At 65.3% G+C, this 13530-nt stretch carries 15 protein-coding genes and 2 pseudogenes; 5 read left to right on the top strand and 12 right to left on the bottom strand.

Annotation, left to right across the window (positions count from 1 at the left end):
• Nucleotides 1–25 precede the first annotated feature (25 nt).
• From DK389_RS02270 to DK389_RS02295, 6 genes and pseudogenes are all read right to left on the bottom strand, one after another.
• Complete coding sequence (locus DK389_RS02270; RefSeq protein ID WP_109887255.1) at nucleotides 26–532, bottom strand: DUF4142 domain-containing protein; 507 nt, start codon at nucleotides 530–532, stop codon at nucleotides 26–28.
• Complete coding sequence (locus tag DK389_RS02275) at nucleotides 453–1136, bottom strand: NapC/NirT family cytochrome c (protein ID WP_472436459.1); 684 nt, start codon at nucleotides 1134–1136, stop codon at nucleotides 453–455. Before DK389_RS02275 ends, DK389_RS02270 begins: the two co-directional genes overlap by 80 nt.
• Nucleotide 1137: 1 nt before the next feature.
• Complete coding sequence (locus DK389_RS02280; RefSeq protein ID WP_109895944.1) at nucleotides 1138–1596, bottom strand: nitrate reductase cytochrome c-type subunit; 459 nt, start codon at nucleotides 1594–1596, stop codon at nucleotides 1138–1140.
• Nucleotides 1596–4111: pseudogene (napA, locus tag DK389_RS02285) on the bottom strand (periplasmic nitrate reductase subunit alpha). Before napA ends, DK389_RS02280 begins: the two are co-directional and overlap by 1 nt.
• Before the next feature lie 45 nt (nucleotides 4112–4156).
• Nucleotides 4157–4462, bottom strand: coding sequence for a chaperone NapD (locus tag DK389_RS02290; RefSeq protein WP_109887256.1), 306 nt, complete (start codon nucleotides 4460–4462; stop codon nucleotides 4157–4159).
• Between the two features lie 9 nt (nucleotides 4463–4471).
• Complete coding sequence (locus DK389_RS02295) at nucleotides 4472–4669, bottom strand: periplasmic nitrate reductase, NapE protein (RefSeq protein WP_109887257.1); 198 nt, start codon at nucleotides 4667–4669, stop codon at nucleotides 4472–4474.
• A gap of 480 nt (nucleotides 4670–5149) precedes the next feature.
• Between DK389_RS02295 and DK389_RS33750 the strand changes: the two genes are divergently transcribed.
• Nucleotides 5150–5710, top strand: a complete 561-nt coding sequence (locus tag DK389_RS33750) for a Crp/Fnr family transcriptional regulator (RefSeq protein WP_236960537.1) — start codon at nucleotides 5150–5152, stop codon at nucleotides 5708–5710.
• Nucleotides 5707–5961: a Crp/Fnr family transcriptional regulator gene (locus tag DK389_RS33755; RefSeq protein WP_236960539.1), complete on the top strand. Its 255-nt coding sequence runs from the start codon at nucleotides 5707–5709 to the stop codon at nucleotides 5959–5961. The genes DK389_RS33750 and DK389_RS33755 overlap by 4 nt, the downstream gene beginning before the upstream one ends.
• Before the next feature lie 18 nt (nucleotides 5962–5979).
• Here the strand turns inward: DK389_RS33755 and DK389_RS02305 are convergent.
• The 3 genes and pseudogenes from DK389_RS02305 to DK389_RS02315 form a co-directional block, all read right to left on the bottom strand.
• Nucleotides 5980–6672 (bottom strand): annotated as a pseudogene (locus DK389_RS02305) (NnrU family protein).
• Entirely contained in the window at nucleotides 6672–7742 is a 1071-nt protein-coding gene (locus DK389_RS02310; RefSeq protein WP_109887258.1) for a hypothetical protein, read from the bottom strand. The pseudogene DK389_RS02305 and the gene DK389_RS02310 overlap by 1 nt, the downstream one beginning before the upstream one ends.
• A 287-nt stretch (nucleotides 7743–8029) precedes the next feature.
• Nucleotides 8030–8398 carry a metal-sulfur cluster assembly factor gene (locus DK389_RS02315; protein ID WP_236960541.1) on the bottom strand — a complete coding sequence of 123 codons (369 nt, stop codon included), beginning with the start codon at nucleotides 8396–8398 and terminating at the stop codon, nucleotides 8030–8032.
• Nucleotides 8399–8592: 194 nt separating this feature from the next.
• On the opposite strand from DK389_RS02315, the gene DK389_RS02320 reads away from it, so the two are divergent.
• The 3 genes from DK389_RS02320 (at nucleotide 8593) to DK389_RS02330 (ending at nucleotide 11292) form a co-directional block, all read left to right on the top strand.
• Complete coding sequence (locus DK389_RS02320) at nucleotides 8593–9771, top strand: NnrS family protein (RefSeq protein ID WP_109895946.1); 1179 nt, start codon at nucleotides 8593–8595, stop codon at nucleotides 9769–9771.
• A 298-nt stretch (nucleotides 9772–10069) separates the two neighbouring features.
• A complete protein-coding gene (locus DK389_RS02325) occupies nucleotides 10070–10318 on the top strand; it encodes a hypothetical protein (protein ID WP_109887260.1) in 249 nt (82 codons plus the stop codon).
• A 12-nt stretch (nucleotides 10319–10330) separates the two neighbouring features.
• Nucleotides 10331–11292 (top strand): IS630 family transposase gene (locus DK389_RS02330; RefSeq protein WP_109887261.1). Its coding sequence is split into 2 segments (ribosomal slippage): nucleotides 10331–10682 and nucleotides 10682–11292, totalling 963 coding nucleotides; the frame shifts between segments, so codons are not numbered across the junction.
• 193 nt (nucleotides 11293–11485) lie between these two features.
• Here DK389_RS02330 and ccmE read toward each other — a convergent pair.
• From ccmE to ccoS, 3 genes are all read right to left on the bottom strand, one after another.
• Nucleotides 11486–11965 carry a cytochrome c maturation protein CcmE gene (gene ccmE / locus DK389_RS02335; protein ID WP_109887262.1) on the bottom strand — a complete coding sequence of 160 codons (480 nt, stop codon included), beginning with the start codon at nucleotides 11963–11965 and terminating at the stop codon, nucleotides 11486–11488.
• A gap of 150 nt (nucleotides 11966–12115) precedes the next feature.
• A complete protein-coding gene (locus tag DK389_RS02340) occupies nucleotides 12116–13297 on the bottom strand; it encodes an MFS transporter (protein ID WP_210206726.1) in 1182 nt (393 codons plus the stop codon).
• 88 nt (nucleotides 13298–13385) lie between these two features.
• Nucleotides 13386–13523 carry a cbb3-type cytochrome oxidase assembly protein CcoS gene (gene ccoS, locus DK389_RS02345; protein WP_109887264.1) on the bottom strand — a complete coding sequence of 46 codons (138 nt, stop codon included), beginning with the start codon at nucleotides 13521–13523 and terminating at the stop codon, nucleotides 13386–13388.
• Between the last annotated feature and the right edge of the window lie 7 nt (nucleotides 13524–13530).

Below are 13530 nucleotides of genomic sequence, written 5' to 3' on the forward strand. Positions count from 1 at the left end.
GCGTCAGTGGTGGATGGACGCGCTATCAGGGACCAACCGCGGCGAGTTCCTCCTTCGCCGTCTTGCCGAGCTCGCGCAGCTTCTCCGCCGTTGCTGAGGCGTAGTCCCGCACCGGTTGCGGTCCGGATCGAACGGCATCCTCGTAGGCGGCGATCTCCTTTTCGAGCGCCTGGGTCTCGACCTCGGCATAGCGCCGAGAAAGCGCGAGATAGTCCAAAGGCTCGATGTTTTCGACGATGCTTCGCAACTCAAGATCCAGCGTATCGTGCAACTCGATGCCGGATGTCTTTGCCAGTCGGGCAAGTTCCGGCAGTTGCGCGGCGCGAAAGTCTCGGACGCGTTCCGCCAGCGCCTTGATATTAGGACGCGGGTCCTTGGCCGCCGCGATTTCGGAGATGCGGGCCTGGAAGACAGCCGACGCATAGGCCGCCTCGATAAAGCGTCTTCCGGCTTCATCCGCACGGGCTCTGCCCGGTTGCGCGGCCCAGGAGACAAGGACAGCTAGGAACGCACGGCGCCCGATCACTGCCATCCCGGGACCCCCTGCATGTTGGGCAGCTTGTGGGCGATGCCTTTGTGGCAATCGATGCAAGTCTTCTCGCCCGTGAAGAGATGCTTCTCGTGCGCCGCCGCCGCCCGGGATTCTGCTTCGCCACGTCCATCGATTGCGCACTGTGGCAGTTGCGGCACTCCAGCGAGTCATTGGCCTTCATGCGCGCCCATTCGTGCTCGGCGAGATGTCGACGCAGGTCCAGAAACTTGTCGCGGGTGTCGATCGAGCCGAAGATGTGGCCCCACACCTCCTTCGAGGCCTGCATCTTGCGCGCGATCTTGTCTGTCCACTGATGCGGGACATGACAATCGGGACAAGTGGCGCGCACGCCCGATCGGTTGGCATAATGCACCGTGCCCTTGAGCTCTTCGAAGACGTTCGCCTTCATTTCATGACACGAGGTGCAGAATTTCTCCGTGTTGGTGGCCTCCAGGACGGTGTTGAAGCCGCCCCAGAACAGAACGCCGGCGACGAAGCCTCCCAGCGTCAGAAATGCAAGAGAGAGCGTGACAGGCGGACGGACGGCCGTGCGCACCCAGGGATTCAGCCAGAACCATGACCACGCTCGTGCGATCGCCGCCATGTCAGCGTCTCCGCGGCTCGCGCTCGACGAGCGCGTCCATGTCGACGAAGGTGTTGGGAACGAGCGGTTTGGCGCCCGTCTGCGGCACGTGGCAGGCAAGGCAGGAATAGCGGCGCGGGGACACCCCTCCGAGCGTGTTGCCGTCTCGGTCCTGGTAGTGGGTGACGCTGATCATCGGTGCCTGCGATTGCTCGGTGAACTTCCGGGCATGGCAGGACAGGCACTTGTTGGCATTGAGGTCGAGGGCATATCCCTCGATTGCGTGCGGAATGAGCGGCGGTTGGTCCGGGTAGTTCCGCATGCGCCGAACGTCGTCCGTGACCTGCCGCTGCATCGGAGGGGCCGGGGTCTCCCGCGTGAAGGGTTCGGGCCCGGTCAGCCGCGGAGCTTCCTGAGCGAGCAACGCGCCCGCCGCGAGGCACGCTGCACAGGCAAGTCCTGAGAGCAGATAGGGGCGCATCATTCCACGCCTCGTTCTGCCGTGGCGATACCAATCACCTTGACCGCACATTTCTTGAAGTCGGTCTGCTTCGAGATGGGGTCCGTCGCGTCCAGGGTGGCCTTGTTGATCAGTTGGCTCGCATCGAAGAAGGGCACGAAGATGCGCCCGGGGGCATCTTGTTGCGCCCGCGCGTCTCGATGCGGGAGCGGATTTCGCCCCGGCGGGACACAATCCGCACCTCTTGGCCCCGTCGCAGGCCGCGCTGCTGCGCGTCGTCTGGATGCATGAACATCACCGCGCCGGTAAAGGCACGGTAGAGCTCGGGGACTCGCATGGTCATCGAGCCGGAATGCCAATGCTCCAGGACCCGGCCGGTGACGAGCCACAGGTCGAACTCCTGGTCTGGCACCTCGGCCGGCGGCTCGTATGGCGCAGCCATGACGACGGCCCGCTTGTCGGGATTCCCGTAGAACTGCCAGCCCGTCCCCTTCTCCACGTAGGGGTCGTGGCCTTCCCGGTAGCGCCAGCGCGTCTCCTTGCCCTCGACGACAGGCCAACGTAGGCCGCGGACCTCGTGGTAGCGCTCGAACGGCGCGAGATCGTGGCCATGTCCGCGCCCAAACGAGGCGTACTCCTCGAACAGACCCTTCTGGACGTGGAAGCCGAAATGCTTCGACTCGGCGTTGTCGTAGCCGGCCGCCAAACTGTCGAGTCCGAAACGGTCGACCTCGCCATTGCGCCACAGCACGTCGAACAGGGATCTACCCTTGTACTCGGGATGGGCGGCCAGCGTCTCCGGAGCCCAGACCTCGTCGGTGGTGAAGCGCTTGGAGAACTCCATCAGCTGCCACAGGTCGGAGCGGGCCTCGCCAGGCGCGTTGACGAGTTGACGCCACATGTGGGTACGGCGCTCGGCGTTGCCGTAGGCCCCCTCCTTCTCGACCCACATGGCCGTGGGTAGAACGAGGTCGGCGGCCATCGCCGTGACCGTCGGATAGGGGTCGGAGCAGACGACGAAGTTCGCCGGGTTACGGTAACCTGGATAAGTTTCGTTGTTGGTATTGGGCGCCGTCTGCAGATTGTTGTTGCACATGATCCAGTAGGCATTGAGTTTGCCGTCCCGGAGCATGCGGTCCTGCTGCACGGCGTGGTAACCGATCTCGCCGTTCAACAGACCCGGCGGCAGCTTCCAGATCTCCTCGGCGTGCTTGCGATGCTCGGGATTGTTGACTTGCATGTCTGCCGGCAGCCGGTGCGCGAAGGTTCCGACCTCGCGGGCGGTGCCACAGGCCGAAGGTTGGCCCGTCAGTGAGAACGGGCTGTTGCCGGGCTCGGCGATCTTCCCGGTCAGCAGGTGGATGTTGTAGACGAGGTGGTTCGCCCAGACGCCGCGCACGTGTTGATTGAAACCCATCGTCCAGAGGGACATTACTTTGATGTTCGGATCCGCGTACAGCTTCGCTAAGGTCAGCAGGCGCTCCTTGGACACTCCGGTCAGGTCGGCCGTCTTCTCGAGCGTGTAGTCGCTCACCATTCGGGCATAGGCCCCGAAGTCGGACGGCTGTGAGACCGCTGCCTCATTGGCGTGGGCCGCGCGCTGTTCCAGCACGTGCTCGGGACGCAGGCCGTAGCCGATGTCAGTGTTGGCGATCCGGAAGTTGACGTGCTGGTCGATGAATTCCTGGTTCACCGCGCCCGTTTGGATGATGTGGTTCGCCACGAAGTTGAGGATGGCGAGATCGGTGCCCGGCTTGAAGATCAGGGATTGATCCGACAGGTCGGTGGTGCGGTGCTCGTAGGTCGAAAGGGTCGCGATCCGAACATGCGGTGCGCTCAGCCGCCGGTCGATGACCCGCGTCCACAGGATCGGGTGCATCTCCGCCATGTTCGAGCCCCAGAGCACGAAGGCGTCGGCATGCTCAAAATCGTCGTAGCAGCCCATCGGCTCGTCCATGCCGAAGGTGCGGATGAAGCCAACCGCGGCCGACGCCATACAGTGGCGGGCATTCGGATCAAGATTGTTCGAGCGGAAGCCAGCCCGCATGAGTTTTGTCGCGGCGTAGCCCTCGAAGATGGTCCACTGGCCTGAGCCGAACATGCCAACGGCTTTGGGGCCCTTCTCGCGCAGGACGCGCTTCCACTGCCGCGCCATCTCATCAAAAGCTTGGTCCCAGGAGACGGGCTGCAGCTCCGCGCTCTTGTCGAATTTCCCGTCACGCACCCGCATTAGCGGGCGGGTGAGGCGGTCGGCGCCGTACATAATCTTCGAGAGAAAGTAGCCTTTCACGCAGTTGAGGCCTCGGTTGACCTCGGCCTGCATGTCGCCGTGGGTCGCCACGACGCGCCCGTCCTTCACCCCGACCATCACGCCGCAGCCGGTGCCGCAGAACCTGCACGGTGCCTTGGACCACTTGAGGGTTATGTCTTCACCCGCCGGAAGATTCTGTGCACGCGCCGGCAGGTCGACGCCTGCGACCGCCGCGGCCGCGGCTGCGGCCTGCGCCTTGAGCAGGGTTCGGCGGGACACGTCCATGGTCGTCTCCTCAAAGGGCAGAGGTGCGTCCGGTCGGCACCACGCCTATCCGAATCGGTGGTAGACAAGGGCGGTCGAGAGAACGCCGGGGAGTTCCCCGATCTCGCCGAGCCGCTGCACGACGTCGTCCTGACTCCGGGTCTCCAACGTTACGACGATCTTCCCGGTGGGGCTGTCGCCGTGGACGTCCAAGCCGGGGATGACCCGGAGGACGGCCAGGACCTCTGAAAGATGCTCGGGCCGTGCATGGACGATCAGCCCGGTGACGTGGTGTTCGTCGGCGGGCGCGGCGCTCGCGGCCGGACGGCCGGACAGGAGATCCCGGCGGGACCACGAACTCGGTTCACGCATCCTCGCCTCCTAGACGGGTCCCGGCGGACCGGTGAACGCGTAGTATATCCAGACCAGGAAGCCCCATCCGGCCACCACTCCGATCGCGATGAACGGCCAGATCAGGACGGCGAGGACCAGAAAGGTCAGGATTTCACGCGTCCGGCTTGGCTGCGCAGGGGTGCTGCGCCCCAGGGGTTCGATCCGAGCGGCCGGCTGCTCTGCCATCAGTCATGCCCCGGTACGGCGTGTCGCCGATGCTCGGTATCGGCAGGCGCGGCCATGCAGGTCCGGACCATCGGAAGAAGCGCACGAAGGATGCGGCACCTCGCGCGATCGGCCGCAGGCGAGCCGGATGAAGCAATCCAAGCGATCCCGGCCCGGTCGGGAGCCTCCGCGTCGCCTCATGTCCGCAGCGCATCCGGCTGCGATCGGGTGTGCTCCCACAGGATGCCGCGAGACCGTCGCGTTTGAAAGCATGCAGGTCGCGGAACGACGTAGGATGAACCGGGAGGCGGGAAGCAGCCGTGCGCTTGTCTTCACCGTCGCGATCTCCTTGTCGTTGCCTGCATGCAGGTGCTCGGGTTTGGGAGATCATACCTGAAGGGTCGAGATGATCTTTGCGCGTGCGCAAACAACCGTCCTGCAGTGGCGAAACAGGCTCACTCCTCGGCCTTGTCGAACCTGCATTATGGAAATCCGCCCCGTTTGAGCGAGATCAATGAGCCTGCAGCTCGTTCGGAACAGATCCCACCGGGGCCCTTCAGAAGATTTCGACGGCTGATCGGCTCGGCCGAAGTGCCTGCTTCGGGTCCTGAGCAAGTGAGCACGATGGATCAGGTGACGCATTGGATGAGGCCAGGGGCGGGTGCGCTATTCGCTGGCCTCGACCGCGAACAGGCCGACGCACTGCTGGACGCGGCCTCGCACCGACTGTTCGCGGAAGGAGCGACGCTCTTCCACCAAGGAGACGCTCCGGCCCAGCTCTTTCAAGTCAACTACGGCCTCGTCAAGCTCTCTCGGGTCAATCCGGAAGGAGGACAGACCACGCTCAGGTTCACGGGACCAGGCGATCTCGTCGGCTGCGTGGCGGTCTTCCAGCAATTCCCCTTTCCTGCGACCGCGACCGCTCTCAAACCGACCAGTGTACTCTGCTGGGGAGCCGGGCAGATTTTCGACCTCCTCAGCCGCTATCCCGCCGTTGCGAACAACGCCCTGCGCACTGTCGGTGACCGGGCCGGGAAATGGTCGACCGGGTGTCGGACATGAAGGACAAGTGCGTCGAAGCGCGGATCGCCGGCATCCTCCTGCGCTTGGCCGACCAGATCGGACGCGCCTGTCCAGCCGGTGTGGAGGTGTCGTTTCCAGTCACACGCAAGGACATCGCCGAGATGACGGGCGTCACCTACTTCACGGTGAGCCGGGTGCTCGCAGCTTGGCGCAAGCGGGGCCTCGTGCAACTCGGACGGACCCGCATCGTCATCGTCGAGCCGCAGAGGCTTGCCCAGATCGCCGGCTGAGGATCTGCCTGACCGATCTCATCCCAATGCCCGGAGCGAGGCCAGCGGATCGGATCCTACCAACAGCGCATGTCCCTGCAGGAGGATCCATGCATAGAGGGCGAGGCTCGCGGCCGTGGCGAGCGCGAGCGGCTTCCAGGTGCCGATGCGGACCCGTCCGGCCAAGAGTGCGGCGAACGGGATGTTGGAGTAGGTTCGGCTCAGCTCCCGCCAGCGTTCCTGACCCAGGCGGCCGCGTGCCTTCGCATCCAGCAGGTGGAAACCAAGTCCAGCGAAGGCGGACATGCTGCCGAACAGGAGGACAGTGGCAAGATCGCCGTTCGCCGGTATATGAACCGCCGCCCACAGCAGGAAACCCCAGAGCAGCGGGTGACGGGTGACGGCGACCGCAGGACCGGGCTCTTCCCCTCCCCTCAGCGAGATCGATAGCGGGTTTGGGGTTAGAAGGCCGCTTACTCCGAAGAATAGGGCGAACGGCATCAGAACGAGTGCGACGTACCATTGCCACTCAGCAGGGTGCCAGAGCACGATCGTGTCGGCCCGACGTGTCGCTACGACGAGCTATGCGAGCAGCGCGATCGAAAGAAGCGAGTACGTGAACAGGTAGAGGCGTAGCCCCATGGCTGACACCATGCGGTCGCGAATGCGCGGAGCCGCCGGCACGGAGTGAGCCGTGAGGAAGACGGTAAGCGCCAGAGTGAATTCGGTCATCAGGATTCGCTTCGGCCAAGGAGCCGACGGGCGCCGGAGGTCAGCGCGGCGACCGAAGCGGCGAAGCTTAGGATGGCGATGACTGTGGCGATGCTGCTCCAGCGACGACCTGCCTCGGAGCCGAACAAATCGGCGCCGAGCCGGAAGACGACGGACGCGTGCAGGACGGTCAACGGGCCGTAGAGGACCGGAGCATAGCGCACTCGGACCCCTCCTACGGCGGGTAGAATGACGAGCGCGTGCCCAAAGACCATCGACAGCACGAACCCGAGCAGAACGGCATGAACGGCCATGTCGTATCCGTACGCAGTGGAGCCGGGTGGGAAGATCAAGAGGAGCAGGCCAGCGGTTCCGAGCCAAACGTAGCCTGCGAGCATGGAGGCGGCCATAAAGCGGGGCTGACCGTGTCCCCGAATGGTCCGCATCGCGATGTCGTGGCGCGCCAGCCACGCCGCGAGCGCCAGAAGGCCTGCACCCATGAGACGCGATCCCGTCGCGTCCATGAGGCCACTGGCGGCACCGGCCAGAAAGATCCCTGTCGCGAGGAGGAAGAGAGGGCTGCTCCCGCTCCGCCCTGGAAGGAGCCGACTGAGTTCGAGGCGCTCCCCGGCGATGGTCAGCACCAGGAAGGCGAGCCACCAGCCGACGAGATCGGGGACAGGCTGCCCTGTGGCCCAGAGCGTGCTGCCAGTCAGCAACGAGACGGCGCCGACTTCCAACGCCAGTGTGAACACGGCCGGCTGCCGAAGCATCGCGACGAGCGCAACCAGCGTCGTCACGGCTGCCGCCAGGACATAGGCCCAGGCTCCGGGCGCCCGAGAAGGCGCGATCAGCAGCAGGAGCGACGCGGCGCTTGAGAGAGCGGGTGCCACGAAGGGCCAATGGGCTCCGGACGCGACGGCCCGCTCGAGCCCGATCAGGGTACCGAACACCCCCAAGATCATGAGGGGTCCATGCAGGTCGGAGAAGGCTTCCGCCCGCGGCAGGTCCCAGCCCACGCGCGACAGCCCGGTCCAGATCCCGAGTGCCAGCGTCGCCGCTGCGCATGTGAAGAGTGCAGCCTTCGACATCGCGAGTCCGTTGCGCCGCTCGGAAGTCTGCGTCTCCTGAGCGGCGGTCTGCCGCCACGAGGTCGACTTAGGAGCTCCTGAGCGCGCCGGGTTTCGGGACATGTTTCTGTTCTTCGCCGGAGTATGACTTGGAGTTTGGCGTTGCCGCTTCGTTCGCTCAATCCGAAGCGGTTCAAGAAGACGATCTACCGGTATGAACGGGGCGTGCCGAACTCGAACGACCGTTCGGCGGCACCGCCGAGGCAGGCTCGGCATGCCTGAGAGCGGAGCCGTACACTCGCGCTCGGTCAGCTCACGTGTTGTGGACGGCGTCCGAGGAGTTCAAGTCCGCTCTGTGTGATCCGATCCGGTGTCCAGACTGGATCCCAGACAAGTGAGACCAGGATCGGACAGTTTCCGCCAAACCGCCGTAAGAGGCAGGTGCGAGCTTCTTCGACGAGCAGATCGCCGAGGGGGCAGGTTCGCGCGGTGAGAGTCAGATCGACCTCAATTCGTCCAGCCTTCCGTACGGCACGGTAGACGAGGCCGAGATGGACGATGCTAATGCCGACCTCCGGATCTTGGACCTTTTCAAGACAATCAAGCACCTCGGGATCGAGACCGCCCGCCGACTTGTGATGCGCATGCGGTGCACTCGGCAAATCCTCGTGCCGCATCGCGCGGTGTCTCAACCAAGAGAGCATGGTTCACACCTCCGGATCTTCGGCTGCGTGCATTCTTGTGGCCATGCGGAGAGCGTCGATCCTTGATCTGAGTCAAGTAGACCGAATTGGGCAGGTGGTACGGAATGGCTGCCGAGGCTGGACGCCGCACGTCGCCCTTCACTCGAAGTCTGCCGGAGTTGACGAAGATGGCTCCTGTTCCGCGGCTGCGCGCCTACGCAGGCCCCTCGTTCCTCTCCTACGGCTTCCGGCCATTCTTCCTGTTCGCCTCGATCTATGCGGGCGTGGCAATCGTTCTGTGGCTTTCGATCTTCGTCGGGGAGCTCGCGCTGCCCACTCTGTTCGTCGGTCGGGATTGGCACGTCCACGAGATGCTCTTCGGCTTCCTGGCGGCCGTCGTGGCCGGGTTTCTGCTGACTGCCATCCCGAACTGGACAGGACGCCTACCGCTGCAGAGAGGTCCGCTTCTGGTCCTCGTGTCGGCCTGGGCGGCTGGCCGCGTCGCAGTGAGCGTTTCTGCATGGACCGGATGGCTGCCCGCTGCTGTCGTTGACCTGTCGTTCCTCTTCCTGCTGACCGCCGCCACTGCCCGCGAGATATTCGCCGGGCGGAACTGGCGCAATCTGAAGGTGCTTGCGGTGCTCGTCGCCCTGTTGGGTGGCAATGCACTGTTCCATCTCGAGGCTCATCTGTGGGGCACGGCGGAGTACGGCACGCGCGTCGGCATCGCGGCAACGCTCGTGCTCGTGATGCTCATCGGCGGGCGCATCGTCCCGAGCTTTACCCGCAATTGGCTAGCAAAGACGAAGCCGGGACGGATGCCGGTGCCGTACGGCTCTTTCGACCGGATAGCGATGGCGTCCGCGCTGCCCACTCTCGCGCTTTGGGTCTGCAAGCCGCAATCGTCGATCACGGGGGCGGCTCTTCTTGCATCTGGAGCGATCCAAGCGGTTCAGTTGGCGCGTTGGGCCGGAGACCGCACCTGGGGGGATCGCCTCGTCCTCGTCCTGCACGTGGCCTACGCGTTCGTGCCGCTCGGCTTCCTCCTGATCGGGGCCGCTTCGCTCGGGTTCGTGCCGGCAGGCGCGGGCATCCATGCCTGGACAGGCGGTGCGCTCGGAATGATGACGCTGGCGGTCATGTCTCGGGCAAGCCTCGGCCACACGGGACGACCGCTCGCCGCCACGCCGACGCTGCAGGCGCTGTACGGCTTGGCAGGCTTGTCGGTTGTCGCGCGGATCTGCGCCTCGCTGCATCCGGCTTGGTTCGCCGGACTGCTGCCACTGGCGGCGGTTCTTTGGGCCGCAGCCTTCGTCGGCTTCGCAGCTGCCTACTGGCGCGTGCTGACGGGGCCGAAAATCGAATGATCAACTCGGACAGGCTCACGGAGCGCCAGCCGAAGACTCGTGGACGGACACCGGATCCTGTTGCGAAGGTCTAAGATCTGCGCGGAACTCCTCGGCTCCTTTGCGGCAGCCTCGATTGGCGGTCGAGCCTCGCGAGGCGGTAGTCCTATCAAGCGGCCGGCCGGCACCACCTCGTGGCGTTAGGGTCCACTGCCCTTGATGCAGCGCAATGCGCTGGTGGGCACGCTGGCGCCATGAACATCGTCGCGGGCCGGTCCACGGACCGATGAGATCGTGTTCAGGAGCTTACGGGTCCACGGTGCCGAAGGTTCTCAAGGTGGAGACCGGTGCGTTTGCGGTCGTGGAGGATGGCGTCTGGTGGCCGGGCGTCTACGATACGTTCACGGCAGCGGAGCGCGCGACCGTCTTCCGGGAGGCGGATCTATCGAGGCTGCAGGAGCGTAGGAATGCAGAGAGCGTCAGCAGCCGCGGCATCATCACGATCGCGGACCTAGAGTTGCGCCCGAGCGTGTTGGGACGGTTCGGGAGTTGGGACGTTGAGGAGTGAAGGAGGATGCCGATGCCTTCACCCCTGTCCGTTGATCTACGCGAGCGTGTCGTCTCTGCCGTTTCGGAGGGGACGTCCTGTCATCAGGCGGCAGCCCGGTTCGGGGTCAGCGTGTCCAGTGCCAGCCGCTGGTCGGAACAGTTCCGCCAGGAGGGGCAGCTCGCGCCCAAGCCGTCGGGTGGCGATCATGCCTCGCACCGGATCGAGGCGCAGGCCGAACTGATCCTGACGACCTACGAGGCGCGGCCCGCGATCTTCCTGCATGAGTTGCGTGACGCCTTGGCCGAGCACGGCGTGCAGACCAGCACGAGCAGCCTGTCCCGCTTCTTCGCCCGGCACGGCATCACCCGTAAAAAGGGGCGATCCACGCCGCCGAGCAGGCGCGCGAGGACGTAAGGGCCGCCCGCGAGGCGTGGTTCGAGAACCAGGACGCCCTCGATCCCGACAGACTGGTCTTCCTCGACGAGACCGCCGCGGCCACCAACATGGCGCGCCGATACGGTCGAGCCCCGCGGGGCGAGCGCTGCCGCCTCGCCGTCCCGCAGGGGCACTACAAAACCACCACCGTCACCGCCGCCCTGCGCAGCGATGGCCTGTGTGCCACCACCCTGTTCGACGGAGCCACGAACGGCGCACGCTTCCGGGCCTACGTCACTGACACGCTCGTGCCCGTGCTCAGGCTCGGCGACACCGTCATCCTCGACAACCTGCAGGCTCACAAGGTGACGGGGGTGCGCGAGGCCATCGAGGCCGCCGGGGCGAGGCTGCTCTACCTCCCGCCCTACAGCCCGGACTTCAATCCGATCGAGCAAATCTTCGCCAAGTTGAAGGGCCTGCTCCGAACCGCGGCGGCCCGCACTGTCCCAGACCTGTGGCACACCATCCGGCAAGCCTTCGCTCGCTTCACGGCCGACGAGTGCCGCAACTGCCTCGCCGCAGCCGGCTACGATACCGACTTGGCCGTCCCGACATGAGCGGGAACGGCTCTAGAAGCCTTGAGCAACCGCTTCGCGTAGATGGGCGCACCCTCGAATTGCGCAGATCGTGCGCTGCCAGCGGTTGCGGAGCGGTTTCAGCGATCCACAGTCGCGGAAGCCCTTCCAACTTCGCTGCGAGAACAGGATTCGGCGCGCGACGTCTGTTGGCCTTGCATCGGCGACGAGGGCCCTAACTGCGCGTTCCAGGCGTTGCAGCCCTGTCGGACGTGTTTCTGCTGCCCTGCCAATGTCCCTGCGCCTTCAGCGCGTCTGCCGCCTCGCGAGGCATGTAGGATTCGTCGTGCTTGGCGAGCACGGTGTCGGCGCGGAAGAGGCCGCTGGGCTCTAGCATCCCCTCGGTCACCACGCCCTGGCCCTCGCGGAACAGGTCCGGCAGCAGGCCCTTGTAGCTGACCTGCACGGTGGAGTTCGTGTCGGTGACGGCGAAATCGACCGTCTGATCGGGCCCGCGCCGGAGCGAGCCCTCCTTGACGAGGCCGCCGAGGCGGAAGCGGGTGCCCGGCGCCACGCCCTGCTGGGCGACCTCGGTGGGCGAGCGGAAGAATACGATCGAGCCGCTCATCGCGGACAGGATCAGCCCCACCGCGAGCGCCAGCACGGTGCCGCAGGCACTGATCAGGACGAGACGGCGAGCTTTCCGGCGGGTCAAGCGAGCACTCCGCGGCGATGATACGTGCTGAAGACGTCTACGAGCGGTCAATCTGCTCCCGGCGGTCCTTTGGAGCGCATCCCGAAGCGAGGTCCATGACGTCTAGCGTGTCCGTCCTATCGCTCCGGCACAGCTCGGCCTTGACCTGAATCAAGTGCGGTCCCGGCCGCCGAGGCCGGATCCGGCAGGCACCGATAGGACCGGTAAGGCAGCAGCTGCGAACAGGCACAATACACCTGCCACGAGGAACGCCGGCAGGTAGCCTGCCGAAGCGTCCCGCAAGTGACCTGCCGCGAATACAGCCGCTGCAGCTCCGAATTGGTGCCCTGCGAAGATCCATCCGAGAATGAGGGTCGCCCGCTCCCGCCCGAATCGGAGGACGATCAGTTTCACGGTCGGCGGCACTGTCGCAATCCAGTCGAGGCCGTAGAACATGCCGAACACTGCTAGAGCCGTGAGCGAGAAGTCGGTGAACGGCAGACACAGCAGCGAGAGGCCGCGCAGACCGTAGAACCAGAACAAGAGCCAGCCGCCGTCGAAGCGATCGGACAACCAGCCCGCGCCCAGCGAACCGAGGACGGCAAGCGGGCCCATCAGAGCGAGCACGTTTGCGGCTCTGAAGGAGGAGAGACCATAGTCGGCGCAGAAGGGCACGAAGTGGGTCTGCACGAGACCGCTGGTCGCCGCGCCGCAGATCGCGAACGTGCCGAGCAGAACCCAGAAGATGCCCGACCTAGCCGCGCCGTGAAGCGCAATCGCGGCTGGTTCGTTCCCGCCGCTTCGCCCAATCCGTCCGAGACCGTCATCGGCTCCTCCGGATTCCTCCGGCACGAGCACAAGAACGGCGACCGCCGCCAGCGCGGCGAGTACGACGAGTGCGAAGACCGCCGCACGCCACCCACCAGCCTCCGCCAGGGCGGAGATGGCCGGTAGCACGACTAACGGACCGGCCGCCGCGCCGGCGCCCAGCACACCCATGACGAAGCCGCTTCGTCGCGGAAAGCAGCGCGTGGCCACCGTCGCGCCTAGCACGAGGGCCGTTGCGCCGCTGCCGATGCCGATTAGCGCGCCCCAGAGGAGGACGAGATGCCAGATTCTCGTCATGGCCAAAGAAGCCAGGAGACCGGTCCCGACGAGCAGAAGGGCCGCGAGCATCACGCGGCGGAGGCCGAGCGCGTTCATCAGCGGCGCAGCTGCAAGCCCCATCAGACCGAACAAGACCGACCGGACCGCCAGAGCCGACGAGATGGACGCGGTTGACCAGCCGAACTCTTGGCTCAGAGGAATGATCAGGACGCCGGGTGCACCGATCGCAGCGGCTGTCGCCAGCATCGTAAGGAGCGCCGCTCCTGCGACGGCCCAGGGCCGAACACGACTTCGCTTGATCACGGGTCGGCCAGCCGGATGTGCCAGGACGAGGTCAGTCATCTGACAGCACGCGGTACTCGGCACCCTCGATGTCCTCGTACTGGCCCGAATTCAGGGCCCAGAGGAAGGCGCAGAGCCCAAGGCCGCCGAGCGCTAGGGCGATGGGAATGACGAGAAGAAGCACGTTCATGGATATG

Source organism: Methylobacterium durans (assembly GCF_003173715.1).
GTDB lineage: Bacteria > Pseudomonadota > Alphaproteobacteria > Rhizobiales > Beijerinckiaceae > Methylobacterium > Methylobacterium durans.

Excerpts from the sequence above, each read along its gene's own strand:
- DK389_RS02315 (WP_236960541.1), bottom strand. The coding sequence starts at position 8,398 with ATGCGGCACGAGGATTTGCCGAGTGCACCGCATGCGCATCACAAGTCG.
- DK389_RS02340 (WP_210206726.1), bottom strand. The coding sequence starts at position 13,297 with ATGCTGGCGACAGCCGCTGCGATCGGTGCACCCGGCGTCCTGATCATT.
- DK389_RS02270 (WP_109887255.1), bottom strand. The coding sequence starts at position 532 with ATGGCAGTGATCGGGCGCCGTGCGTTCCTAGCTGTCCTTGTCTCCTGG.
- DK389_RS02295 (WP_109887257.1), bottom strand. The coding sequence starts at position 4,669 with ATGGCAGAGCAGCCGGCCGCTCGGATCGAACCCCTGGGGCGCAGCACC.
- DK389_RS02280 (WP_109895944.1), bottom strand. The coding sequence starts at position 1,596 with ATGCGCCCCTATCTGCTCTCAGGACTTGCCTGTGCAGCGTGCCTCGCG.
- DK389_RS02290 (WP_109887256.1), bottom strand. The coding sequence starts at position 4,462 with ATGCGTGAACCGAGTTCGTGGTCCCGCCGGGATCTCCTGTCCGGCCGT.
- DK389_RS02310 (WP_109887258.1), bottom strand. The coding sequence starts at position 7,742 with ATGTCGAAGGCTGCACTCTTCACATGCGCAGCGGCGACGCTGGCACTC.
- ccoS (WP_109887264.1), bottom strand. The coding sequence starts at position 13,523 with ATGAACGTGCTTCTTCTCGTCATTCCCATCGCCCTAGCGCTCGGCGGC.
- DK389_RS33755 (WP_236960539.1), top strand. The coding sequence starts at position 5,707 with ATGAAGGACAAGTGCGTCGAAGCGCGGATCGCCGGCATCCTCCTGCGC.
- DK389_RS02320 (WP_109895946.1), top strand. The coding sequence starts at position 8,593 with ATGGCTCCTGTTCCGCGGCTGCGCGCCTACGCAGGCCCCTCGTTCCTC.
- DK389_RS02275 (WP_472436459.1), bottom strand. The coding sequence starts at position 1,136 with ATGGCGGCGATCGCACGAGCGTGGTCATGGTTCTGGCTGAATCCCTGG.